The sequence below is a fragment of the Paenibacillus oralis genome (assembly GCF_003863965.1).
Classification (GTDB): Bacteria; Bacillota; Bacilli; order Paenibacillales; family Paenibacillaceae; genus Fontibacillus; species Fontibacillus oralis.
In genome coordinates, this window is record NZ_RRCN01000001.1 from 3,859,210 (window position 1) to 3,882,871 (window position 23,662).

General features: G+C 52.5%; 19 protein-coding genes. 16 read left to right on the forward strand and 3 right to left on the reverse strand.

What is annotated here, in order from left to right:
* Nucleotides 1–166: 166 nt before the first annotated feature.
* The 7 genes from EHV15_RS17310 (at nucleotide 167) to glnA (ending at nucleotide 9,117) form a co-directional block, all read left to right on the forward strand.
* Nucleotides 167–1,777 carry a S1C family serine protease gene (locus tag EHV15_RS17310; RefSeq protein WP_128632291.1) on the forward strand — a complete coding sequence of 537 codons (1,611 nt, stop codon included), beginning with the start codon at nucleotides 167–169 and terminating at the stop codon, nucleotides 1,775–1,777.
* Nucleotides 1,778–1,886: 109 nt separating this feature from the next.
* Complete coding sequence (locus tag EHV15_RS17315; RefSeq protein WP_128632292.1) at nucleotides 1,887–2,576, forward strand: response regulator transcription factor; 690 nt, start codon at nucleotides 1,887–1,889, stop codon at nucleotides 2,574–2,576.
* Between the two features lie 2 nt (nucleotides 2,577–2,578).
* Nucleotides 2,579–4,036, forward strand: coding sequence for a sensor histidine kinase (locus EHV15_RS17320; RefSeq protein ID WP_128632293.1), 1,458 nt, complete (start codon nucleotides 2,579–2,581; stop codon nucleotides 4,034–4,036).
* 84 nt (nucleotides 4,037–4,120) lie between these two features.
* Nucleotides 4,121–5,077 (forward strand): 4-hydroxy-3-methylbut-2-enyl diphosphate reductase, encoded by a 957-nt coding sequence (locus EHV15_RS17325; RefSeq protein WP_128632294.1) that lies wholly within the window; start codon nucleotides 4,121–4,123, stop codon nucleotides 5,075–5,077.
* A gap of 110 nt (nucleotides 5,078–5,187) precedes the next feature.
* A complete protein-coding gene (locus tag EHV15_RS17330; RefSeq protein WP_128632295.1) occupies nucleotides 5,188–5,943 on the forward strand; it encodes a CAP domain-containing protein in 756 nt (251 codons plus the stop codon).
* Nucleotides 5,944–6,398: 455 nt separating this feature from the next.
* Entirely contained in the window at nucleotides 6,399–7,442 is a 1,044-nt protein-coding gene (gene aroF / locus EHV15_RS17335; protein ID WP_128632296.1) for a 3-deoxy-7-phosphoheptulonate synthase, read from the forward strand.
* A gap of 250 nt (nucleotides 7,443–7,692) precedes the next feature.
* Nucleotides 7,693–9,117 carry a type I glutamate--ammonia ligase gene (glnA, locus tag EHV15_RS17340; RefSeq protein WP_128632297.1) on the forward strand — a complete coding sequence of 475 codons (1,425 nt, stop codon included), beginning with the start codon at nucleotides 7,693–7,695 and terminating at the stop codon, nucleotides 9,115–9,117.
* 891 nt (nucleotides 9,118–10,008) lie between these two features.
* Here glnA and EHV15_RS17345 read toward each other — a convergent pair.
* A complete protein-coding gene (locus tag EHV15_RS17345) occupies nucleotides 10,009–11,037 on the reverse strand; it encodes a LacI family DNA-binding transcriptional regulator (protein ID WP_246061655.1) in 1,029 nt (342 codons plus the stop codon).
* A 452-nt stretch (nucleotides 11,038–11,489) separates the two neighbouring features.
* Between EHV15_RS17345 and EHV15_RS17350 the strand changes: the two genes are divergently transcribed.
* The 9 genes from EHV15_RS17350 (at nucleotide 11,490) to EHV15_RS17390 (ending at nucleotide 21,713) form a co-directional block, all read left to right on the forward strand.
* The gene (locus tag EHV15_RS17350) at nucleotides 11,490–12,857 is read left to right on the forward strand and encodes an ABC transporter substrate-binding protein (RefSeq protein ID WP_128632299.1); all 1,368 of its coding nucleotides are present in this window, start codon (nucleotides 11,490–11,492) and stop codon (nucleotides 12,855–12,857) included.
* Between the two features lie 115 nt (nucleotides 12,858–12,972).
* Nucleotides 12,973–13,866 (forward strand): carbohydrate ABC transporter permease, encoded by an 894-nt coding sequence (locus EHV15_RS17355; RefSeq protein ID WP_128632300.1) that lies wholly within the window; start codon nucleotides 12,973–12,975, stop codon nucleotides 13,864–13,866.
* A gap of 1 nt (nucleotide 13,867) precedes the next feature.
* Nucleotides 13,868–14,704, forward strand: coding sequence for a carbohydrate ABC transporter permease (locus tag EHV15_RS17360; RefSeq protein WP_128632301.1), 837 nt, complete (start codon nucleotides 13,868–13,870; stop codon nucleotides 14,702–14,704).
* 33 nt (nucleotides 14,705–14,737) lie between these two features.
* Nucleotides 14,738–17,494, forward strand: a complete 2,757-nt coding sequence (locus EHV15_RS17365; protein ID WP_128632302.1) for a GH36-type glycosyl hydrolase domain-containing protein — start codon at nucleotides 14,738–14,740, stop codon at nucleotides 17,492–17,494.
* A 204-nt stretch (nucleotides 17,495–17,698) separates the two neighbouring features.
* On the forward strand, nucleotides 17,699–18,580 hold the full coding sequence (locus tag EHV15_RS17370) for a hypothetical protein (protein WP_128632303.1): 882 nt from the start codon (nucleotides 17,699–17,701) through the stop codon (nucleotides 18,578–18,580).
* A 480-nt stretch (nucleotides 18,581–19,060) separates the two neighbouring features.
* A complete protein-coding gene (gene serC, locus EHV15_RS17375; protein WP_128632304.1) occupies nucleotides 19,061–20,149 on the forward strand; it encodes a 3-phosphoserine/phosphohydroxythreonine transaminase in 1,089 nt (362 codons plus the stop codon).
* 197 nt (nucleotides 20,150–20,346) lie between these two features.
* The gene (trmL, locus tag EHV15_RS17380) at nucleotides 20,347–20,811 is read left to right on the forward strand and encodes a tRNA (uridine(34)/cytosine(34)/5-carboxymethylaminomethyluridine(34)-2'-O)-methyltransferase TrmL (protein ID WP_128632305.1); all 465 of its coding nucleotides are present in this window, start codon (nucleotides 20,347–20,349) and stop codon (nucleotides 20,809–20,811) included.
* 6 nt (nucleotides 20,812–20,817) lie between these two features.
* Entirely contained in the window at nucleotides 20,818–21,378 is a 561-nt protein-coding gene (locus tag EHV15_RS17385; protein ID WP_128632306.1) for a maltose acetyltransferase domain-containing protein, read from the forward strand.
* An 89-nt stretch (nucleotides 21,379–21,467) separates the two neighbouring features.
* Nucleotides 21,468–21,713, forward strand: a complete 246-nt coding sequence (locus EHV15_RS17390) for an AbrB/MazE/SpoVT family DNA-binding domain-containing protein (protein WP_036624848.1) — start codon at nucleotides 21,468–21,470, stop codon at nucleotides 21,711–21,713.
* A 435-nt stretch (nucleotides 21,714–22,148) separates the two neighbouring features.
* Here the strand turns inward: EHV15_RS17390 and EHV15_RS17395 are convergent, their stop codons facing one another.
* Together EHV15_RS17395 and EHV15_RS17400 are read right to left on the reverse strand one after the other, a co-directional pair.
* Nucleotides 22,149–23,216 (reverse strand): phosphodiester glycosidase family protein, encoded by a 1,068-nt coding sequence (locus tag EHV15_RS17395; RefSeq protein ID WP_128632307.1) that lies wholly within the window; start codon nucleotides 23,214–23,216, stop codon nucleotides 22,149–22,151.
* Entirely contained in the window at nucleotides 23,213–23,623 is a 411-nt protein-coding gene (locus EHV15_RS17400; RefSeq protein WP_128632308.1) for a hypothetical protein, read from the reverse strand. The genes EHV15_RS17395 and EHV15_RS17400 overlap by 4 nt, the downstream gene beginning before the upstream one ends.
* Between the last annotated feature and the right edge of the window lie 39 nt (nucleotides 23,624–23,662).

Genomic DNA, 23,662 nt, shown 5'->3' on the forward strand with positions numbered 1-23,662 from the left:
GGACGGATACCGCCGGAATAACGACATTTTTTGGTCTTATGTTTGCAATGGACTTATAGCTTTTATCTCCTTTTTAATTGTTTTTAAGGTACCCTTAAGGTTCCTGGTACAAAATAAAAGCATGAAAACAACACCCCCTGGAAGCGGGGGAAGGAGGTAAACATAGATGGACGATCAAAAAAACAAACCAGGCCAAAATTTTGGAGACAATCATGGCGATAAGCCGGAAGAATCTCCGGAGTCGGGCTCTTCATATTATTACTCTTACGGACCTTTTCAATCCTATGGAAAAAACAATGAAGGATCCGGAGAGGACCGCTTCTATGAACGCCGTGAGCCGGAGGAAGTGGAAATCACCCGTCCGGAGCCGGTGAAGCCGATTCCGATGTACGATTACCGGTCTTCGGCAGAGGGGCCCGGCGGTTCAAACGGTGACGGCGGAAGAGGCGTACCGGGTGTCAAAGGCACGGGCAACTGGCAGTACAGCAAGCCGCCGAAAAGAACGTCATTCCGTTCCGTGATCGCCGGCGTTTTGGCCGGAATGCTGATCGTGACCGGAGCCATGGTGTTCGCCGACCGCGAAAACCTGTTTACACCGGACCAGGCGGCGGCGACAACGACCGCGCCGGCATCCGGCACATCGACGGAAGGAAGCGGCAACGGTTCGTCGGGCAAGGCGTCAACGGCTTTGTATCCCGTAACCGATTCGGGGGATGTTACCAAAGTCGTAAATCAAGCGGGACCGGCCGTGGTCAAAATCGAAACGCTGGCGGATTCAAGCAAGCAAAGCAGCGGTTCAAACCCTTACAGCAATGATCCGTTCTATCGCTACTTTTTCGGCGATTCCTACGGTTCAGGCGGAGGGAACAGCAGCAACGGAGGCTCCTCTTCCGGGTCCGGCCAACTGGTGCCGACAGGGATTGGTTCCGGGTTTATTTTCGACAAAACGGGTTACATTTTGACAAACGAGCACGTCATCCATAATGCCGACGTGGTCCAAGTTACGGTGCAAGGCACGGATAAACCGTATGAAGCCAAGGTACTGGGCAAGAGCTATGAGCTTGATTTGGCCGTTCTGAAAATCGATGGCAGCAGCAACTTCCCGTCGATTCCGCTGGGCAATTCCAACAGCACGCAGGTTGGTGAATGGCTGGTAGCGATCGGTAACCCGCAAGGTTTTGACCACACGGTCACCGCAGGGGTGCTGAGCGCGAAGGAGCGCAGTATCACGATCGACGGCGAAAACGGCGAGAAAGCCCGGGAGTATGAGCATTTGCTGCAAACCGACGCTTCGATTAACCCGGGGAACTCCGGTGGTCCACTGCTGAACCTGAACGGGGAAGTTATCGGCATTAACGTCGCCGTCAGCTCCGATTCCCAAGGCATCGGCTTTGCGATCCCAACCAGCACGATCAACGAAGTGATTGACAAGCTGAAAAATAACGAGGAAATCCCGAAAAAACCGGAACCGTTCATCGGAGCCACGTTGATGACGATGACCGATGAAGTCGCAAAGCAGATGGGCACTGATGTGAAGGATGGTTCGATCGTGACCGATATCGTCTTCAAATCGCCTGCTTACACGGCCGACCTGCGCCCTTATGACATCATCGTCGGGGCGAATGGAACCAAATTTGCGACGAAGGAAAAACTGATCGAATTTATCCAGAAGCAGCAGGTTGGCGCCAAAGTGACCTTTAACGTCGTGCGCGACGGAAAGAGCGTTGATCTTCAAGTCACAATCGGCGACAAGAATAATTACCCGAACGTGGAATAATCGCTCAGCTAATCGCGGCCCAAGCGCTAATGAGGCGGCAGGTTCAAAGCCTGCCGCTTTTTTTGGTACAATAAGGTAAGGTGAATTGTTTAGATAAGGAGAGATAATCGTGAGATCGGGAATATTGGTTATTGATGATGACGAGAAAATCACGTCCATGCTGCGGCGCGGCCTGGCGTTTGAGGGATATGACGTATATACGGCGCATAACGGGGCAGAGGGGCTGTCCATGGTCGTGTCAGCCGACCCGGATCTGATCATCCTGGATGTGATGATGCCGAAGGTTGACGGCTTTGAAGTGTGCCGCAGGCTGCGCGAAGGGGGCAGCACGGTCCCGGTGCTGATGCTGACCGCCAAGGACGAGGTCGAGAATCGGGTCAAAGGGCTTGATCTCGGCGCGGACGATTACCTGGTCAAACCGTTTGCCCTGGAAGAGCTGCTGGCCCGGGTGCGAGCGCTGCTTAGGCGCAAGGAAAGCGCCGGGGAGGCGGACAGCCAGCGGCTGATTTTTGAAGATATCGTCATGGATCTCGATTCCCGCGAAGTGGTGCGCGGGGGGCATCGGCTGGAGTTAACGGCCAAAGAATTCGAGCTCTTGCATCTATTCATGCAAAATCCAAAACGGCTGCTGACCCGGGATTTAATTATGGACAAAATCTGGGGCTACGATTATAGCGGGGAATCCAATGTGCTTGAGGTGTATATCGCCATGCTGCGCCAAAAAACGGAGGAACATGGCGGCAAACGGCTCATTCAAACGATCCGCGGCGCCGGCTACATCTTGAGAGGGGACGCGTAAACATGTCGATCCGGCTGCGGCTGACCGCATGGTATACCGGCATTTTGGCCGTGACGCTCATTTTATTCAGCGCATCGATATACGGGTTGGTATATTATAATACGTATCAGGAAGTGAAGAAAAGGGTTATTGAGCAAGCGGACCAGATTCTTAGCACGCAAAACATTACGCTCACGCAGGGATGGGATATGCAGCTCGACCCCGATCAAATCATCAGGCTGGAGGATGCCCGTATATTTTGGCAGCTTAACAACTATGTCATCGGGACATACCGTCTCTCTCCAGGCCTGGCGGAACGAAAAATCAAATTCCCCATACCCGAGATGAAAAACATCCAAAACGGTAAATTTCAAACGATTACTATAAACGGAAATTCATACATGTTATATGAAAGGGCTCTTGGACTTAACGATCATACCATCGTTGGGCTGCTCCAGCTGGCCGCGGATACGAACGCCGAAGACCGGCTGATGAAGCAGATGCGGACCGTGATCTTGTTCGGCTCGCTGTTTACAATTGTCATCGCCAGCTCGCTAGGCCTGTTCCTGGCCCGCAAATCGATGGCGCCGATCGGCAAGGTCATCGAGGCCGCAAATGGGATTCAGACGGGGAACGATTTAAGCGTGCGGATCGACTACGATGGGCCAAATGATGAAATCGGCCGCCTGATCGGCACCGTAAACAATATGCTTGAACGTACCGAAGGGTTTTATAAGGTGTTGGAGGATGCTTATTCGGCGCAGCGGCGTTTTGTCTCCGACGCTTCCCATGAGCTGCGAACTCCGCTCACCACGATTCGCGGCAATGTCGATTTGCTGAAAAAAATGTGGAGCCCGGAAGCGGAAAAACACGATCCCCCCGATGATGAAAGGATACGTTCCTATTCCATCGAGGCGGTCAGCGACATTTCCGCCGAATCGGAACGGATGAGCCGGCTGGTCAACGACATGCTGTCGCTGGCCCGCGCCGACGCCGGACAAACGGTGACCAAGGAACCTCTCCTGCTGCAGCCGGTAGTGGAGGAGGTCGTTCGCCGCGCCCAATTTCTACCGCGCAAGGCTGAATGGATCACCGGTAATCTGGATGCGTTGGGTGGCACCGTCGTCATGGGGAGCAAAGATTATTTGCAGCAGATGCTGTTTATTTTCATTGAAAATGCCTTCAAATATACCGAAAAGGGCAGCGTCACCATCGATGCTGTGCGCGCCGGGTACCAAATCGGCATCCGCATCGCCGACACGGGCATCGGCATGGACCGTAGCGAGGTCCCGCATATTTTCGAGCGTTTCTATCGCGCCGATCCTTCCCGCGGCGTGATCCAGGGAACGGGGCTCGGTCTGTCCATCGCCAAATGGATCATCGACGAACACGGCGGCTCGGTGGAGGTCATGACCAAGCTCGGCCAAGGCACGACGTTCGTCATCTGGCTCCCCGCCAGCTTTAACGGCCTGCCGGAATAAGCTATAATAGAGGTATGAACAGGTACTAATAGAGTTGCTTCCCTCCGTCAGGAAATATGGGTGCCAGAAAGCAGGGATAAAGTCATGGAAGTGATCAAAATTTCACCACGCGGATACTGTTACGGCGTCGTCGATGCGATGGTGCTGGCCAGACAGGCGGCTAAAAATCTGGATCTGCCGCGGCCGATTTATATATTGGGCATGATTGTGCACAACAGCCATGTCACACAGTCGTTTGAAGACGAGGGCATCATTACGCTGGATGGGCCTAACCGGATGGAGATTCTCGAGCAGGTGGAGAGCGGGACGGTTATTTTTACCGCCCACGGGGTGTCGCCGGAGGTCCGGAAATTAGCCCGGGACAAAGGGCTTACGACCGTTGACGCCACCTGTCCGGATGTGACGAAAACCCACGTACTGATCGAGGAAAAAGTGGCGGACGGATACGAGATCATCTACATCGGCAAAAAAGGCCACCCCGAGCCGGAAGGCGCGGTCGGCGTAGCGCCGGAGCATGTTCATCTGATCGAGAAAGAAGCAGAGATCGAAGGGTTGCGGATCGCTGCGGACAAGATCGTCATTACGAATCAGACGACGATGAGCCAATGGGACATCAAGCAGATCATGAAAAAGCTGCTGGAGAAGTTCCCGGGGGCAGAGGTGCACAACGAGATCTGCCTGGCGACGCAGGTGCGCCAGGAAGCCGTCGCCGAGCAGGCGGGGCAGGCCGACCTGGTCATCGTCGTCGGCGACCCGCGCAGCAACAACTCAAACCGGCTCGCGCAAGTGTCCGAGGAGATCGCCGGGGTAACGGCGTACCGGATCGCCGATGTCACGGAAATCAAGCGGGAGTGGCTGCAAGGTGTCCGGAAGGTGGCGGTCACGGCGGGCGCTTCGACGCCAACGCCGATTACGAAGGAAGTCATCCATTATCTGGAGCAATATGATCCGGATAATCCGGCCACCTGGGACATCGTCCGTACGGTGAACATGAAAAAGCTGCTGCCTCCGGTGAAAACCGCCCGCAGCAAAGAGGAATAGCATCCGATTTCCAACATTTGCGGGGTCACAACCCCGCAAATTCCATGTTATACTCCTAGTAGTTTGGTTACAAAATTGTAACTAAAAAAGACTGCTAAGGAGATGACAGCATGAAATCGAACAGAATGAAACGTTGGGTATCCGGCGGCATAACGGCGCTTGTAGCCGCAGCTCTTATCGTTCCGGCTACGGCTTCGGCGGCATCGGACTCTACGACTTATCGGACTTATACGACTTATAAAACGTATACAGTGAATGCGGGTAATTCTGCGGATTATTCTCAGACAATCTATTATACGATTCCGTGGTATTTATTTTATAATTCCCAACCGGTAACAAGCAAACCAAACAGCGGATCGATCGCCGGAAAACCACAAACTGGAACAACCCAAGGCAATACTCAATCCGGAAATACACAAAGCGGAGCCGGTCAAAAAGGAACTACGGGTAACTCCGGCTCTTCGGCCCAGCAGGGCGCGGGAACGACGACGGACAAATCGCAGTTTGCTACCCAGGTTATCAAATTGGTAAACCAGGAGCGGGCGAAACAGGGCCTTAAGCCGCTTACCGGCGACTCCGCGCTGAACAACATGGCTTTGGCCAAAGCGAAGGATATGAGCCAAAACAACTACTTCAGCCACACATCGCCAACTTACGGCTCGCCGTTTGACATGATGAAGAAGTTTGGCATCAAATACAGCTATGCCGGCGAAAACATCGCCATGGGACAAAAAACACCGCAAGAGGTCGTAAAGGCCTGGATGAACAGTGAAGGCCACCGCGCCAACATTTTGAACGCCAACTACAACCTGATCGGGGTCGGATACTACAACGGCTACTGGGCACAGGAGTTTGTGGGCAGATAAGTTAATCTAACAGTGTCTAATAGAAGGCCGGAGAGAGAGTCTCCGAGCCTTCTATTTTTTTGCGCCAAGGATTGGTTCAAAATAGTAGGAGTAAGGACGGTTCGAGGGGATTAACTGCAAATGCATTCTATTATCCGTAAACTACCATTTTAGAGGGATTGAAATGCAAAAGTACATCTGTTTTAGGGTTATTCGATAAGAAAGTCGGAAATGAGCTGCACTTTTACATTTGACGAGCCATATTCGGGCATTCTGGGGAAAACCGCCTGCACTTTTGCATTTCGTAAGATATTCCCCCTTTGGACTTGACGGGGGCGGTATAATCAGCTATAGTTGCTTTAACGAATAAAAGCTTAAAAGCGAACAAGCGTTTAAGTGAAAGAGTGATTTTATTTCTTCTTAATTATCGTACTCCTATCGGGTGTTACCCGTTAAAGATGAAAGGATGAATGAAGATGATCGTCATTACCTCGAAACATACGCCGGAAGAGCGTATCCAGGAAATCGTCGCCGTGATTGAAAAGGAAGGGCTGCAGGCCCATGTGTCGCGCGGAAAAGACCATACGGTGATCGGCCTGATCGGGACGATCGAACCGAAGCTCGCCGAGCATCTCCGTCAAATGAAGGATGTTGAAAATGTCATTAAAATTTCAAAATCGTACAAATTGGCGAGCCGCGATTTCCATCCGGAAAACACGGTCATTCGCATCGGCGATGTGACCATCGGCGGCGGGGAGCTGGTCGTGATGGGCGGGCCTTGCGCGGTGGAATCCCCCGAGCAGATCGACGAAATCGCCAGACTCGTCAAAGCGGCCGGCGGCCAGGTGCTGCGCGGGGGCGCGTTTAAGCCGCGTACGGGCCCGTACAGCTTCCAGGGTGTTGGCGTGGAAGGTCTCGTTATGATGGCCGAGGCGGGCAAAAAACACGGCCTGCTGACGATCACGGAGGTCATGACGCCGGAGTATGTCGACGTCTGTGCGGAATACGCCGATATTTTGCAGGTGGGGACGCGCAATATGCAAAACTTCGACCTGCTGCGCAAGCTCGGTACGTGCAACAAGCCTGTGCTGCTGAAGCGCGGGTTCAGCGCGACCTACGACGAGTTCCTGAACGCGGCCGAATACATCCTGGCCGGCGGAAACCCTAACGTCATGCTGTGCGAGCGCGGCATCCGCACGTTTGAAACGTATACGCGCAATACGCTCGATTTGTCGGCGATTCCGGTGCTGCAAAACCTTAGCCACCTGCCGGTCATCTCCGATCCGAGCCATGGGACGGGGCGGCGCGAGCTGGTTGAGCCGATGACCAAGGCGTCCGTGGCGGCCGGAGCGGACGGCCTGATTATCGAGATGCATACCGATCCTGACAATTCGATGACGGGCGATGGCGTTCAGTCCTTGTTCCCTGACCAGTTTGCGGCCCTGCTGCAAGATTTGGAGAAATTGGCACCGCTTGTCGGCAAACGGTTTGATACCCCGAAGGCTGCGCTTCAGCTGTAAGTTATACTGTTTTGGAGTATTTGCCAATAATGGGCAGCCCTTTCGCTACAGCAGCGAAGGGGCTTTTATACTTTTTGTCGGATAATTTGTACTTGTTGTAATAATACCTTACATGAAATATAAAAATACCTTACATAAGTATTGACGAGCGGCTTTAATAGACCTATAATGAACCACAGAATAAAACAAAAGGATGAACGTTAATCGCATTAACGGGATTTAATGTTCGTGATTTGGGGAGGAAAGCGTAATGTCAGCAGAGTTCGTTTTAAAAACAATCAAAGAAAAGCAAATCGAATGGGTGGACTTTCGTTTTGTTGATTTGTCGGGACGCGCACATCATATCACACTTCCTGCCAAAGAAGTGGATGAAGATACTTTCATAAACGGCGTTGCTTTCGACGGATCGTCGATCCCCGGCTTCCGCGGTATCGAAGAATCCGATATGGTTATGATGCCGGACCACGGCTCCGTATTCGTAGATCCGTTTACAGCGCATCCGACGTTGAATGTGTTTTGCGATATCTATACGCCGGACGGCGAGCGTTACGAGCGGGATCCGCGCAGCGTGGCCGTGCGCGCCGAAGAATACCTGAAACAAAGCGGCGTCGGAACCGCAGCGTTCTTTGCGCCGGAATCGGAGTTTTTCATTTTTGACGATGTCCGCTTCGAGAGCGGTATGAATAAAACGTTCTACTCGGTAGATTCCGAGGAAGCGATCTGGAATACGGGACGCGCCGAAGAGGGCGGAAACCTCGGTTACAAAGTGCCTGTAAAAGGCGGTTATGTACCGGTTGCTCCGACTGACAAGCAGCAGGACATCCGCAGTGAAATGTGCCGCCTGCTGGAGGAAGCCGGTCTCCGTGTGGAACGCCACCATCACGAAGTGGCCACTTCCGGTCAAGCGGAAATCAATTTCCGTTTCGACACATTGCTCAAAACGGCCGATAATCTGATGGTTTATAAATACATCGTGCATAACACGGCCGCTCAATTTGGCAAAACCGCCACGTTCATGCCGAAACCGCTGTTCGGTGACAACGGAAGCGGCATGCACGTGCACCAATCGATCTTCAATGGCGACACTCCGCTGTTCTACGATAAAGGGGCGTACGCGAACCTGAGCGAAACGGCGCTGCACTACATCGGCGGCATCCTGTACCACGCTCCTGCGATTATCGCGTTCACGAACCCGAGCACGAATTCGTTTAAACGTCTGGTGCCTGGTTTTGAAGCGCCGGTTAATCTCGTATTCTCCAAAGGCAACCGTTCGGCGGCTGTGCGCATTCCGGTAGCAGCCGTAACGCCGAAAGGATGCCGGATCGAGTTCCGTACGCCGGACTCCACGGCAAACCCGTACCTGGCCTTCTCCGCGATGCTGATGGCCGGTCTGGATGGCATCAAGAACAAAATCGATCCGATGAAACTGGGCTACGGACCGTTCGACAAAAACATCTATGAACTGTCCGACGAAGAAAAAGCCGGCATCCGCAGCGTACCGGGCTCCCTGGACGAAGCGCTGGACGCGCTGGCGGCCGACAGCGAGTTCTTGACAGCAGGCGGCGTATTCACGAAAGCCTTCATCGAGAACTTCATCGAATTGAAACGCGCCGAAGCTAGAGCGGTAGCTGTAAGAGTCCATCCTTACGAATTCGGACTTTACTACGATCTGTAAGAAGTATTGCTATTATTAAATAGAAAATAATCAAAAGGCCATCCCGCGAAGGTTATCAATCGCCTTCGCCGGGATGGCCTTTTAAAATTATAAATTTTATAAAATTTCAGGATTCGGAGGGGGACACACGGCCAACGTTTTTGCGGAGGACCTGGAACTAACGGTAAAAAAGGGCTCGACCTAGAAGCCGGTCCTTGACAGCCGGGTGCTGGTACGGCGAACGCGAATGGTCGGCCTTTAAAATAGCGGCATTGTATGTTCTTATTATCCGGAGCCAGGCATGTTCATCTCCATTAGCGGCATTTTATGTACTTATTTTCCCATGAATGGTCCAGATTGCGGGCTTTTCCTGGCAATTCGAGAAAATAGCGGCGTAAATGTCCTCTATTTCTCTCTGAATGGGGGATATCGCCGGAATAACGGCATTTTTTGTCCTTATGTTTTTCGCAGCAGTTTCTAAGGGCATCCGGGTTTTGCTGGTTTTTTCAACGTAATACAAAAGAGTTCAGCCGGCTTATCGGCAAACTCCTGCTTTGATGTTCAGCGGCGTCCCGTTCGCCTGGGCCTTTTGGTCCGAGTGCCATCGCGCCGGAGAGATGAACAGGTTAGGATGAAGATGTGCCCGACTGCGGGACAAGTGAATAGCGTAAAAGAGGTCGGCAAAAAATCTAACGGTTGTGAGCGACGCTATTTGGGCAAAAACGAGCGGATACAAAATGTAACGGTTGCCAGCGGGCTTATTTCCCGTTTTTCGAAGGTCATGGGGCTGTTTCATCCAAAATAAGCGCATATGCAACCCTTAGAAAAGAAACCGCTGCTTTTTCACTCGAATAAGCGCGATGACAACCGTTAGCGTAGAAAATGTTACGTATATATTTTAACCTGTCCGCCTTAAAACACGTCGGGTTTGCCTCCGCAGGACTCGCGAATCACGAGCTCGGGCTCCACGACAACATTGCTCGTCTCCGATTGATTGTTGATCAGGTCGTAGAGCAGGGAAGCGGCCAGCCTGCCGATTTTGTCTTTGTTCTGCCGGATGGTCGACAGGGTTGGCGTCGTGTATTTGCACGCTTCGATGTCGTCGCAGCCGATGATGGCTAGGTCCTGGGGGACGCGCAGCCCGTGTTCTTTCAAAGCGCGCATCGCCCCGATCGCCAGCAGGTCCGAGGCCGCAAACACGGCCCGCGGCAAGCTGCCGGATTGGATTATCCGGGACATGGCTTCATAGCCGCTGGACTCGAAGAAGTTGTCCCCGTTGACAAACCATTGTTCCGTCACCGGAAGGCCAAAGCTTTCGATCGCGTCCTTGTACCCTTGTTCGCGCATATTGGAAATGTCGGATTCCAGCGTGCTGCCGATATAACCGAGATCCCTGTACCCGAGCAAATAAAAATGCTCCACTACTTTATAGGACATTTTGTAGTTATCGGACATGATGTAGCCTGAGCTTTTGCCGTTTAGTTGAATATCGACGCCAATGCAGGGGATTTCGCTGTGATCCAGCTCGTTGATGGACGGCTCGACCTCCTGGCCGGTGACGATGATGCATCCATCCACTTGAAAATGCCGGCAGCGCGCCAAATAATCGCCGTCGACGGAGTGGAACTTCTCGTTGGAGAAGAACAGGAGATCGTAGCCCAGAAAACCCATCTGTTTCTTGAACGCGTTCAGCACTTCGATAAAGAAGGGGTGGGTAAAATCAATATTGAGTTTACCCGCGAAAATGACGCCGATCAGGTTCGACTTCTTTGTAGCCAGCGTTTTCGCTGAATTCGAAGGCACATACCCCGTCTGCTTCATAATTTCGAGAACTTTCGCTCTTGTCTCCTCGGATATGTCGCTATAGTTATTAATGATTTTGGAAACGGTCGATACCGATACTCCGGCCATTTCCGCAATTGTTTTAATATTGACCGCCAAAAAGCAGCCCTCCCTACAATAAAAGAACATTTTGGAATTAGTATATCTTAATGAGATGTTTAAGACCATGAAAGAAATCAATTACGAAATATTCACGAAACTGGTTTCGTGATTAGTTTATAGGAATTGCGAAACGGAGTCAAGCCAACCCGAAATAAACGTGCAGAGTATAGAAAAATATAGGCAAATGCAGGGCTTTACGGCGGATAGCTTATACGTCGGAACCGCGTAGGAATCAGGTTTTTTCGAATCGCGAAAAAAAATCTTTACAAACCTAAACTTTGATGCAATAATGTGTCTTGACGAAACCGCTTTCGGTAAATTTATCCCGATATTCTCCAAAACGGCTCTATTTTACGAAAATCATGAAAAACTTCAGTGCAAAACGTAAAATCGGGAAGATAAACCGGATCGATAGTCCAAAAATCATTACCTTAATAGGGGGTAACAGCATGGTAAAGAGAATTTCAGCCTTGATCCTGGCCGGTGCGCTGACGCTTAGTCTGGCGGCTTGCGGCGGAGGCGGAAGCAATGGCGGCAGCGCGGCTCCGGCAAACGGAGGCGAAGGCGGCAAAGCGTCCGGGGAGAAGAAAGTCATTAAGATTCTGCACTGGAAGCAAGAAAACATTAACAAAGCGATGGAAGAGATCAATAAGGCGTTCGAGGAAAAATATCCGGAATATAAGATTGAATATACGACGACCGGCCCTGACGACGAGTACAAGCAGGCGCAAAGAGCGCGAATCACGGCGAATGACGTTGATATTTTGGCCGACTTGTCCGGGATGCGACTTTCTCCGCAAGAATGGACACCCGGAGCGAAAACGCCGGATTGGCAGCAATGGATCGATTCGGGCCTGATCGCCGATCTGTCGGATCAGGCGTTCGTCAAGAACTGGAATGCGAACGACATTGAAAAAGCCGGAACTTACAACGGCAAAGTGTATGCGATCCCAACCGGCAAGGTGGCGATGTCCGGGCTGTTTTACAACAAACAAATCTTTGAAGAAAACGGGCTTTCCGTGCCGAAAACTTGGTCGGAGTTCATCAAGCTTTGCGAAGATTTGAAAGCGAAAGGGATCACGCCGATTGCCGTCGCCGGTAAAGACGTATGGCCGTTGAAGCTGCCGGTGTTCGCCCTGCAGTCGAAAATTTTGGGCGGCGGCGACCAGCAAAAATGGATCGAAGGCGTCTGGAAGGGCGAAACGGCGTTTAATGACGCCGAAGCTGTGGAAGTGCTGGAAAAAGCGAAAACGATTCAGGACAATTACATGATCGATGGCTTTATGGGGATCGACTATGCTTCCGTACCGTCGATTTTCGCCGCAGGCAAAACCGCGATGCTGGCGGACGGGAGCTGGGACGCTCCGACGATCGCAACCGCGAATCCCGATCTGAAATATGGATATTTCCCGCTTCCGGCCACGGAAGACGCCGCGAAAAACGCTTCTTTCGTAGGGAAGTACGACGTAACCTGGTACGTTGCCGAAAAAGGGCCAAACAAAGAAGGCGCCCTTAAATGGATGGAATTTTTCTCCCAGCCTGAAAATTACACCAAATTCGTCAAAGCCGCCGGCTTTATTCCAACGCAGGACAACATTTCGACGGAAAGCGAATTTATCGACCAGGAGTTGACTCCATACCTTGGCGACTTTGAACTGGCTTACGAGATTATGATGATCAACCGCGAAAACGTGGGCGAACATCTTGCGGCCGAAGGCGTGCATACGGAATACCTGGCTCCGGGCGGAGCATTTAAAACCGCGAAGGAACTGGCCGACGTCCAGCAAAAAGAATGGGAAGCCGCAGCGCCTAAGTAAGCCTAAGGTTTCTGTCTGAATCTATAGAAAGAAAACAACCATACTGTACTGCCCTCGGGGTCTGCTCGTCAGGCCCCGATCCTTTATTTGATTTGGACCTTAAGAGGTGAGAGAGATGTACCCATTTGGAAAAGGCTTTGCCCGTTACGTTCCTTTTCTGCTCCTGTTGATTCCGCTGGCGTTATACGTCGTTTTTTATTTCGGACCATCGATGTTAACCGTGATTTATTCGTTTACGGATGTGAAAAATATCCCCGGCAGCTCCATGCATTTCGTCGGGCTTGATAACTATAAAGACTTGTTTTTTGCCGGAAATTCCGGGGAACGTTGGGTTTCGATCAAAAACACGTTAATTTTCATGTTTATCGTCACTATCGTGCAGAACGGAGTGGCGTTGTTTGTGGCTGTGCTGATTAACCAACGGCTGCGCGGAGATTATTTTTACCGGGCCGTGTTTTTTCTTCCGGTCGTGCTTGGGGTGGCCGTCGTCGCGCTCGTTTGGGGCATGATGTTCGACCCGATGAGCGGGCCGGTCAATATGCTGTATCAGTGGCTGTTCGGATATAAAGATATGTTTTTCTCCAGCTTTACGCATGCGTTCGGCTACATTATTTTCGTGCAAATCTGGATGTACATGGGCTATTCGATGCTGATTTTCCTCGCCGGCCTGCAATCCGTACCAAAGGATCTGTACGAAGCGGGGTACATCGACGGGACGAACCGCTGGCAATCGTTTAAGAACATTACGTTCCCGCTGATCGCGCCGTCTTTTACCGTCAACATGCTGCTTTCGATCATCGGGGCGATGTCCACGTTCGATATTATCCTCGCCACGACGGACGGCAAGTTCAACACAAGAACGATGGCGTATGACGTGTATAAGGAAACGTTCCGCGGCAGTCTGGAAATGGGCTTGCCTTCGGCGCTGTCCGTGGTCCAGTTCCTGATCATTTTAGTGTTTGTTGTCGTGGCCGTCAGACAGACGCGTAAGAGAGAGGTGGAATATTAAAATGAAAAAATCCAATTCATTTACGATTCTGTCTTACGCCGTCATCGCCGTGCTGCTTGTCCTTTACGTGGTGCCGCTGATTTTGGTGCTCAACGTTTCGCTGAAATCGTATCCCGAATATTTGATGAACCCGATCGGGCTGGTGAAGGACACCCAGTGGAGCAACTACGTCAGCGCCTGGACTGAGGGCAATTTTGCGAACTATTTTCTGAACAGTGTTCTTTATACGGCCGTGGCAACGGTGCTTACGATTATTGTGTCTATCCTTGGCGCCTTCCCGGTAGCGCGGGGGTACGTCAAATGGAGCGGGTTCATTTATATGTTTTTCCTGCTGTCGCAGTTTCTCCCGAACCCGATGGTCGCTCAATATAAGCTGATGCTTACCTTTAAGGAAAGCCTGGATTTCTTCGGTTACGATACGAAGCTGGGCTACATCATTTTGAAGACAAGCGGTACGGGCGTCGTGTTTATGATGTTCGTCGGCTACATCAAATCGATCAGCCGCGAGCTGGACGAAGCTGCGGGCATGGACGGATCGGGGTATACAAGATACCTGTTCCAGATGATTTTGCCGCTGATGAAGCCGGTTATTGCGACAGGCGTCATCCTTACGGCGATCGGCATCTGGAACGACTTCGTCGGTCCGATCATGTATTTGCCGAGCAAAGTGAACTATCCGATTACGTTTGGCTTAAAAGAGTTCAAGGGCCAATACGGCAACAACTGGCCGCTGTTGGCGTGCGGGATTACGATCGTGGCGGCTCCGCTCATTTTGCTCTATACCTTCATTCAGAAATACCTGGTGGACGGCGCGCTTGCCGGGGCCGTGAAATCGTAAATGCGGACTACAGAGAGAGAGGAAGAAGCGCAAATGGGAGAAAAAGGATGGAAGTTTCAAGGGGAGCAAGGCGAATTCAGCCTGGAGCAGCCAGGGCATAACAGCTATTTGTATTTTCCCCTCGTCAACGAGGCGGGGATGATGTCGGCCGTGACCCCGAATTTGCACGGAGGCATCACTTCGGGGCACAACACATTTCTGATGGAGCCCGTTTCGGCGGAAAGCCTGCACAATTCCAAAGCATCGCGGAATTTTTGGGTGTTTATCGAGGGATACGGGGCCTGGTCCGTCAGCGGCAATTCCGCCAAACAAAACGCAGCGCGGTTTACGGGGGAAGAAGAACGCTCCACGGTGGAGGCAGGGTTCCTATGGCATGCCGTGAAGCGCGAGAATGAACAAGCCGGGCTGCAGGCCAAGACGGTCAGCTTTGTTCCGGTAACGGACGATAAAATCGAGTTGATGCAGGTCACCCTGACCAATACGGGAAACGCCCCGCTGCGGCTGACGCCGACGGCGGCGATTCCGCTGTACGGACGTTCGGCCGACGATCTGCGGGATCACCGCCACGTTACGTCGCTGCTTCACCGGATATTTACGTCGGAGTACGGCATTGAGGTGCAGCCGGCGCTTTCCTTTGACGAGCGGGGCCACCGTGCCAATAAGATAGCCTACGCTGTGCTTGGCGCTGAAGGCGAGGGCGCGGCGCCCACCGGATTTTTCCCGGTGGCGGAGGATTTTATCGGCGAAGGCGGGGCGTTGGACTGGCCGGAGGCCGTCGTTATGAACCGGGAGCCGGATACGCAGGCGGGAGCCGCTGTGGAAGGTTACGAAGCGGTTGGCGCGCTGCGTTTCGCTCCGGTGGAATTAGCGCCGGGGAAATCCGTCTCATATGTCGTGGCCATGATCATTTCGGGCGACCGGATCGATGTGGGGCGATATGCGGCGGATTATTTGGCGGCCGGACGGTTCGATGCCCTGCTTGAGCAAAACCAGGCTTACTGGCGGGACAAATTGGATACGATCCGCTTCAGCTCAGGGCAAGAGGAACAGGATTTATGGATGAAATGGGTGACGCTGCAGCCGATTTTGCGCCGGCTTTACGGCAATTCGTTCCTGCCTTACCACGATTACGGACGCGGGGGCAGAGGCTGGCGCGACTTGTGGCAGGACTGTCTGGCGCTGATGGTGATGGAGCCGGCGGAAGTGCGCCATCTGCTGCTCAACAATTACGCCGGCGTCCGGATGGACGGCAGCAACGCGACGATCATCGGCGCGCAGCCGGGGGAATTCGTCGCCGACCGCAACAACATCCCGCGGGTATGGATGGATCATGGCGCCTGGCCGCTGATGACGACGTTGCTGTATCTCCATCAAAGCGGGGACTTGGACTTCCTGTTTCAGCCGCAAGGCTATTTCCGCGACGTATTCGTTAAGCGGTGCCGCGAGCGTGATGCGTCCTGGACGCCGGAGCAGGGGAACAAGCTGCTGACCTTGGACGGACAAATTTACGAGGGCACGATTTTGGAGCATATTTTGTTGCAAAATATCGTTCCGTTCTTTAATGTTGGCGACCACGGCAACATCAAGCTGGAGGGCGCGGACTGGAACGACGGGCTCGATTTGGCCCCGGACCGCGGGGAAAGTGTGGCGTTTACGGCGTTTTACGCCAGCAACCTGATGGAGCTGTCGGAGCTGCTGCTTGAGCTGCAGAAGCGCACGGGAAGAGATTCGCTCGACATCGCCGAAGAGATGGCGCTGCTGCTTGATACGTTTGGGCAGCCGATTGCTTATGACAGCATTCAGGAAAAGCGGGATTTGCTTGACCGCTATTACGACGCCGTTACTCCGCGCGTAAGCGGCAGAAAGCTGGCGCTTGACATCCGCAAGGTGGCCGAGGATTTGAAGCGGAAAGCGGACTGGGCCGTAGCGCATCTTCGCCAAAATGAATGGATCCAAAGCAAGGAAGGGTATGCCTGGTTCAACGGCTATTACAACAATGATGGCGAACGCGTCGAAGGAGACCATCCGGACGGCGTACGGATGACGTTAACTGGGCAGGTGTTCGCGATTATGGGCGGCGTCGCCACGGACGAACAGACGGGGCAAATTTCGCAAGCGGTAAAGCGCTATTTGAAAGACGAACGGATCGGATACCGGCTGAATTCCCGCTTTGGCGGAATCCAGCAAAACCTGGGCCGGGCGTTTGGCTTCGCTTTCGGCCACAAAGAAAACGGCGCAATGTTCAGCCATATGACCGTCATGTACGCCAATGCGCTGTATAAGCGCGGTTTCGTGCAGGAAGGGTTCGAGGTGCTCGACTCCATTTACCGGCTGTCCGCCGATTTCGAGAACAGCCGGATATATCCGGGGGTTCCGGAATATATCAATGAGCGCAGCCGGGGCATGTACACCTATTTGACCGGATCGGCGAGCTGGCTGCTGCTGACGCAGCTCACCGAGGTTTACGGGGTCAAGGGCTGCTACGGCGACCTCCGTTTGGAGCCAAAGCTCGTGCAGGCGCAGTTTAACGATGCCGGCGAAGCGGTGGTCGAAACGCTGTTCGCCGGGCGCATGCTGCGGGTCGTTTACCGCAATTCGCAGCGGGCCGAATTTGGGCAGTACCGGGTGGGTTCCGTCAGCCTGGACGGTCAAACCTTGGATGGTCAAACCCTGGATGGCGAAAACGCTGGAATCGGCTGCCTGATCTCCCGTGCGCAGATCGAAGCCTTGCCCGCCGCTGGCGTTCATGAGCTGATCGTGATGCTTGACCCGCTATATAAGTTGAACTAAAGAAAGGAGCGAGTTCGGCAAGAGTGGGAAATGATTCTGAAGAAACGGCAGTGGTCGCCTTTGTGAGCGGATTTCTACCACATTCGAATTTAGTTGATCATAGAAATCTGCGAACAACAGCGATCGTAAGAACATTTCACACGGCTGCCCTATCGCGTACCAATCAGAGTTCAACTTATATTGCTCAAGAAAGGTAATGATTGCATGGCTTATCAACTGAAAAATGAACTGCTTGCGGTCGATATCGCGGACCCCGGGGAATACCGGGGAACGCGGTTTGACTGGAGCGGCTTTATTACGGGCGTCCGGTTCGCGGGCCATACGTTTTGCGTTCCGGAAAGCCTGATTCCCGGTCAAGGTACCGGAGGGAAGGGACTTTGCAGCGAATTCGGGATCGCGCAAGCCATTGGCTATGACGAGGCGGGGATCGGCGGGAAGTTTCCCAAACTTGGCGTCGGGTTGCTGACACGCCCGGATGCGGCGCCTTATCAATTTTTCCGCGCTTATGAGGCCGAGCCGTTTTCCATCATGACGGAGCAGAAGGGGCCGAAAAGCATTACGTTTACTGTGTTGCCTAAAGACTGCAACGGCTACGCCGTGCAGCTCGTAAAAACCGTCTCGATCGATCATGATCGGCTTATCGTGAGCGTTGAGATGGATAACGTGGGCACCCGACCGGTTCATACCGATGAATACTGCCACAATTTCTTCGGGATTGACGGCACGCCGATTGGCCCGGACTACGTGCTGCGTTTTCCGTTTGCGTCTTCACCCTGGAGCGATGACCCCGGTACACTGGACGGGCTTGCGTTCAGCGGCAACGAAGTTACCTGGGAGCGGCAGCCGGAGCAGGAATTTTATTTCCGCCTGCCGGGGTTTGATGGAGCGGAACAGCCGTGGCTTTGGGAGCTGCTGCATCGGCCAAGCGGTCTTGGGGTTCGCGAGCGCAGCAAGCTCCGCGTCGCCGCTGCCGCGGTATGGGGGAAGGGGCATGTTGTTTCACCGGAGATGTTCGTGGAAGTGAAGCTCGCTCCAGGGGAGCGGCAGACTTGGACCCGGATTTACGAGTTTTTTAAGACGGTGTAGGTTGTTCAGGTGGTTCCAGTCCGTTGGGGAAGGCTTTAAGGTAGCCAGGCCGCGGGAATAGCGGTAAAAAAGGGCGTTATTTTCACCAAAGCAAGGGATTCAGCCGACATAAGGACATTTTTTGTATCTATTATTGGCGAATAGGGATAGTAAGCTCTGATTACCAAGTTCGGAAAGAAATAAGTACCAAAAAGTCCGCTATTTTCGCGTGAGAGGTCATATATCCAAAATAACGACACAAATGACCGTTATTTCGCCAAGGGAAATAATGGAAGTATACTTGAGATCGGCATTCTGTAATTTATGCGCGGTATGCGCACAGTTTATGTCTTTATCAAAATGAAGCATTAATGTGTCATTTCTGTAAACTGGCGAATTTTTGCGAAATATCAGCTTGCTGGGCGGCGGTTTAGTTGATATGATAATCCTTATCTAAAACTTCGAACTATACAAGCCATGGAAGGAAAGGGATGGGGAGCAATGAGTAACAGAGCTTATAACTTTAACGCCGGACCGGCCGCGCTGCCGCTGGAAGTGCTGCAACGCGCTCAGGCGGAATTTGTCGATTTTAACGGAACAGGCATGTCGATTATGGAAATGTCTCACCGCGGAGCCGTGTACGAAGCGGTTCATAACGAGGCGTCCAGCCGCCTTTTGAAACTGCTTGGCAGCCCGTCCGGTTATCGGGTGTTGTTCCTGCAGGGCGGGGCTTCCACACAATTTGCGATGATTCCGATGAACTTTCTGACCGAAGGCAAGACGGCCGGTTACGTAAAATCGGGAAGCTGGGCCAACAAGGCGATTAAGGAAGCGAAGCTCATCGGCGAGACGTTTATTGCGGCCTCCTCGGAGGAAAATAAATATATGTCCGTTCCGGATGTCAGCAGTTTGAATCTTCCGGATCATACGGCGTACGTGCACATCACGTCCAACGAAACGATTGAAGGCACGCAGTTCCGGAAATTTCCGGACACCGGCAGCGTGCCGCTGATTGCGGACATGTCGAGCGATATTTTGTGCCGTCCGTTTGATCTCAAGCAATTCGGCATGGTTTATGCCGGAGCCCAGAAAAACCTCGGCCCGTCCGGGGTGACGGTCGTGATTGCCCGTGAGGAGCTGCTCCGCGAGTCGCCGAAGCATCTGCCGACGGTGTTCCGGTACGATACCCATGCGGAAAACAACTCGCTGTACAACACTCCGCCATCCTTCTCCATTTACATGGTGAACGAAGTATTGAAGTGGATTGAGGAACAAGGCGGTTTACAAGGCATCGAGCAAAAAAATGAGCAAAAAGCAGGTCTCCTCTATCAAGCGATCGACGCGAGCGCCGGATTTTACCGGGGCTGCGTGGAGCAAGGCAGCCGCTCGACGATGAACGTTACGTTCCGCCTCGCTTCCGAAGAGCTGGAGAAGCTGTTTGTCAAGGAGTCGGAGCAAGCCGGTTTTGTGGGGCTCAAAGGCCACCGCAGCGTAGGCGGTCTGCGCGCTTCGATCTACAATGCCGTGCCGTATGACGCTATTAAGACCCTGGTCGAATTTATGGACCATTTCCGGAAGTCGCACGGCTAAGCGGGACCAAGGCCGGTCGGGCTTGGCCATGCCGCTTCAGGCCATAGCAAATTATGGCTCCATCATCGCAAGGTTTGGCGGTGGTGGAGTTTTTGCTTTCGGGCCCCGCACCTGAAAGCGGGCGGCCGATTTGTTATAATGGAACAAGCGCTGCCCGAGGATGGACAGACTCACAAATTGGACGAGGTGTTAGTTTCATGGCATTGCATATTGTGCTGGTGGAGCCGGAAATTCCGGCAAATACGGGGAACATCGCCAGAACCTGCGCGGCGACGGGGACCCATCTGCATTTGGTGCGTCCGCTGGGTTTTCGAACGGATGACAAAACTTTGAAACGGGCCGGGCTGGATTATTGGTACGCGGTCCACATTGAATACCACGATTCCTTTCGGGAAGTGGAGGAAAAATACCAGGGCAGCCGGTTTTTCTTCGCGACTACCAAGGCGGATAAACGGTATACGGATTTCTCGTTTCAGGATGGGGATTTTTTAGTGTTCGGCAAAGAAACGAAAGGGCTGTCTCCGGAAATTTTGGCGGCGCATCCCGATACCGTGATGCGGATGCCGATGACGGATAAAGTCCGTTCGCTGAATTTATCCAATTCTGCGGCGATTATCGTGTATGAGGCGCTGCGGCAGCTTGATTTTCCAGGAATGGAGTAGATGAGGGTGACAACTCAAAAAGAGAAGATGCTGGCCGGCGATTGGTATGACGCCAGCGATCCCGTGCTCGTTGCCGAACGGCTGCGGGCCCGCGGGTTGACCAGAGAGTTTAATGCCACCCGGGAGGATGAACGGGAGCGGAGAACCGGTATTTTGAAGCAGTTGTTCGGAAGCTGCGGCGACGATATTTACATCGAACCGACCTTTCGCTGCGATTACGGCACGAATATTTATGTCGGGAATCATTTTTATGCCAATTTCGACTGCGTTATCCTTGACGTATGCGAGGTGCATATTGGCGAGTACTGCTTTATGGCGCCGGGGGTTCATATTTATACGGCAGCCCATCCGCTAAATCCGGCCGAACGCAACTCCGGTGCGGAATTCGGGAAACCGGTCAAGATCGGCAACAATGTATGGATCGGCGGCCGGGCGGTGATTGTTCCCGGGGTGACGATCGGCGATAACGCGGTCATTGCGGCGGGGGCGGTCGTTACGAAAGATGTGCCGGCCGGAGCGGTGGTTGGAGGAAATCCTGCCAAAATAATTAAAACAATTGAAATTTAGCAGGAATCCTGAAAATGATAGCGAAATAAAATAGATTAGGTATTTGGTTCTATTTTTACATAATTTTTTGTCAGGAGAGGTGTGACTTTATGAAACCTGCTGGTGTGGTCCGTAAAGTAGATCAACTGGGGAGAATCGTCTTACCCAAGTCGTTGCGCAAAAGATATCAAATGAACGAGGGCGATCCCGTCGAGATTTTGGTACAAGGAGATCACATTATTTTGGAAAGATACCGTCCGAAATGCGTGTTCTGCGGATCGATGGAAAACGTGAGCGATTTTAAAGATCGCTCCATTTGCAATCAGTGTTTGGTCGAAATGAATCAGTTGTCCTAAAACCAAAGACCTGATAGCTTCGCGCGGGTTAGGCCTTTCCGCATGAAAAGGGACGGCCCCGCGGCAAATCGTAAATAAATAAGCTTCCCGCAGGGGAGGCTTATTTATTTTGGCTATCCGAATCGCGTCAGCCTATGCCTGAATGACCGCAAGAAAGAAGACCGCTTACCGGCGGCCTGTCTTCTTGGAATGTGCGCTGATCGGCGCTTGTCTTCATTAAAGACCTTTTGTTTTATCATCGTTATAAGACGCGGTCAAAATCCCGCACAAAAACATAGCCAAAACCAGGGCAATAATCCAGAACGTCAAAGAGAAAGACAAACCCGAACACCTCCACGTTGTACTTCTGCTCTTATTATACCCGCCTAAACTTTAAAAATAAATGCTAAAATGTGATGTTTTTCATAGATGAAAATAATTGCGGTTTGACTTACGCTATTTAAAGAACAAGAAGTGGGTTGGTACGGGCCGAAGCGCGCCATCCGACGGGCTGTTGACCACCCGGCTGTTGACGACAAGCGACGAAGAACCCCCGCCGTCGAGGTTATAGGCGTCCTGGACACCCATCTTTTGCAATTTTATTTGCAGTTCTTCCAGCGTCGCTCCGGAACTTCCGTTTTCGTCCCGGCCATCGATGACTAAAATGATCAGCTGGTCGTCCTTGTAGTTGCCGATTACAGTACGCGGCGCCCGCAGCGGCGAGGACTGCCATTTTTCCGGGATCGTCGTTTTCCTGCCGTCCTGCAACAGGATGGGCACAAAGGAAGCGCCGAACACCGGTTCCAGCCTGTCCAAATCTTCCTTGCGCTCAAACTTGCCGCCGATGAGTTTGCCGGATTTGCCCAAGCCGACGAAAAACAAATCCTTGTAAGTGGCTTCGAACCCGTTTACGTATTTGCCGCCCACGATCGTCGTGCTTAACGGGTAACGCTTGCCGCGGGAATCGGCGAACCCGCCGGCGTTAATGCCGGCCACGGCGCCGTAGCGCTGAACGGCTTGTTTGGTCGTTTCCGAACCGCCCAGCATGTCTTTGCCCAGCGTCATTTTCATCGCATCCGGAGCTTTCAGCTTGACCTTCATCGCATAACCCCGGTAGGTTCCCGGGTTGACTTTGTATAACTCGATACGAATCCGGTCGCTCTGGATCGCTTCGTACGGTGTTCCGAGCTTGGCCGTGATTCTTTTATTGTAAATGGTCGCGGGCATCCCGGCGGACGTTTTGGCCGTTTTCACGATGGTGCTCATCGCCGAAGTCGTTTTGCGGTACAGCTCGGCGGTTTTTTGGATAGACGAAATCGTGGTTTCGGCGTTCGTTTGCGCCTGCGTAAGTCCGGCGGAAATCGCCCCGGTCGTCTGAAAAATATCTGCCTCCGGCGTAATATCGCCGGGTTGGCTGTTCCACTCGATACGGGGGCCGCTGATCAGCAGGGCGATCAGAAGGCCAAACAAAGGACCGGTTGCCAGCAGAAAAAAACGGTTGATTTGTTTTACCGGCGTGATCATTTGAGCAGATCCATCTGTTTCTGGAGCTTGGCCAGCTGCTGCTTAACCTCGTTCAGTTGGGTATACAGCTTGTTGCTGTTGTCCGTTTTTTCGCTGGTATTGTCCTTCGTAAACTCAAGCAGTTCGTTAAACGTGTCGACTTTGCCCTGAAGTTCTTCGACTTCTTTCGATAATGCCGCCAATTGCGAGGTGTAGTCGGCTTTCATTAATTCCGTTTGGCTTTGCCATTTGGCGTCCAGCTGTGCGACCATCGATTGCTTTAAATGATTGCTATAAAAATAGGCGGCGGCGATTCCGGCGCCAATCAACAGTACCCAGACGAGCAAAATCAAAGCTACGGAAGGCCTCTGCTTTTTTCGGCTGGGCATCGGTTCAGTGTCGGTCGCAGGCTCCGTAGAGTAAGACATCACATAATCACCTCAAAAACTATTATTCGCAGTACCCAT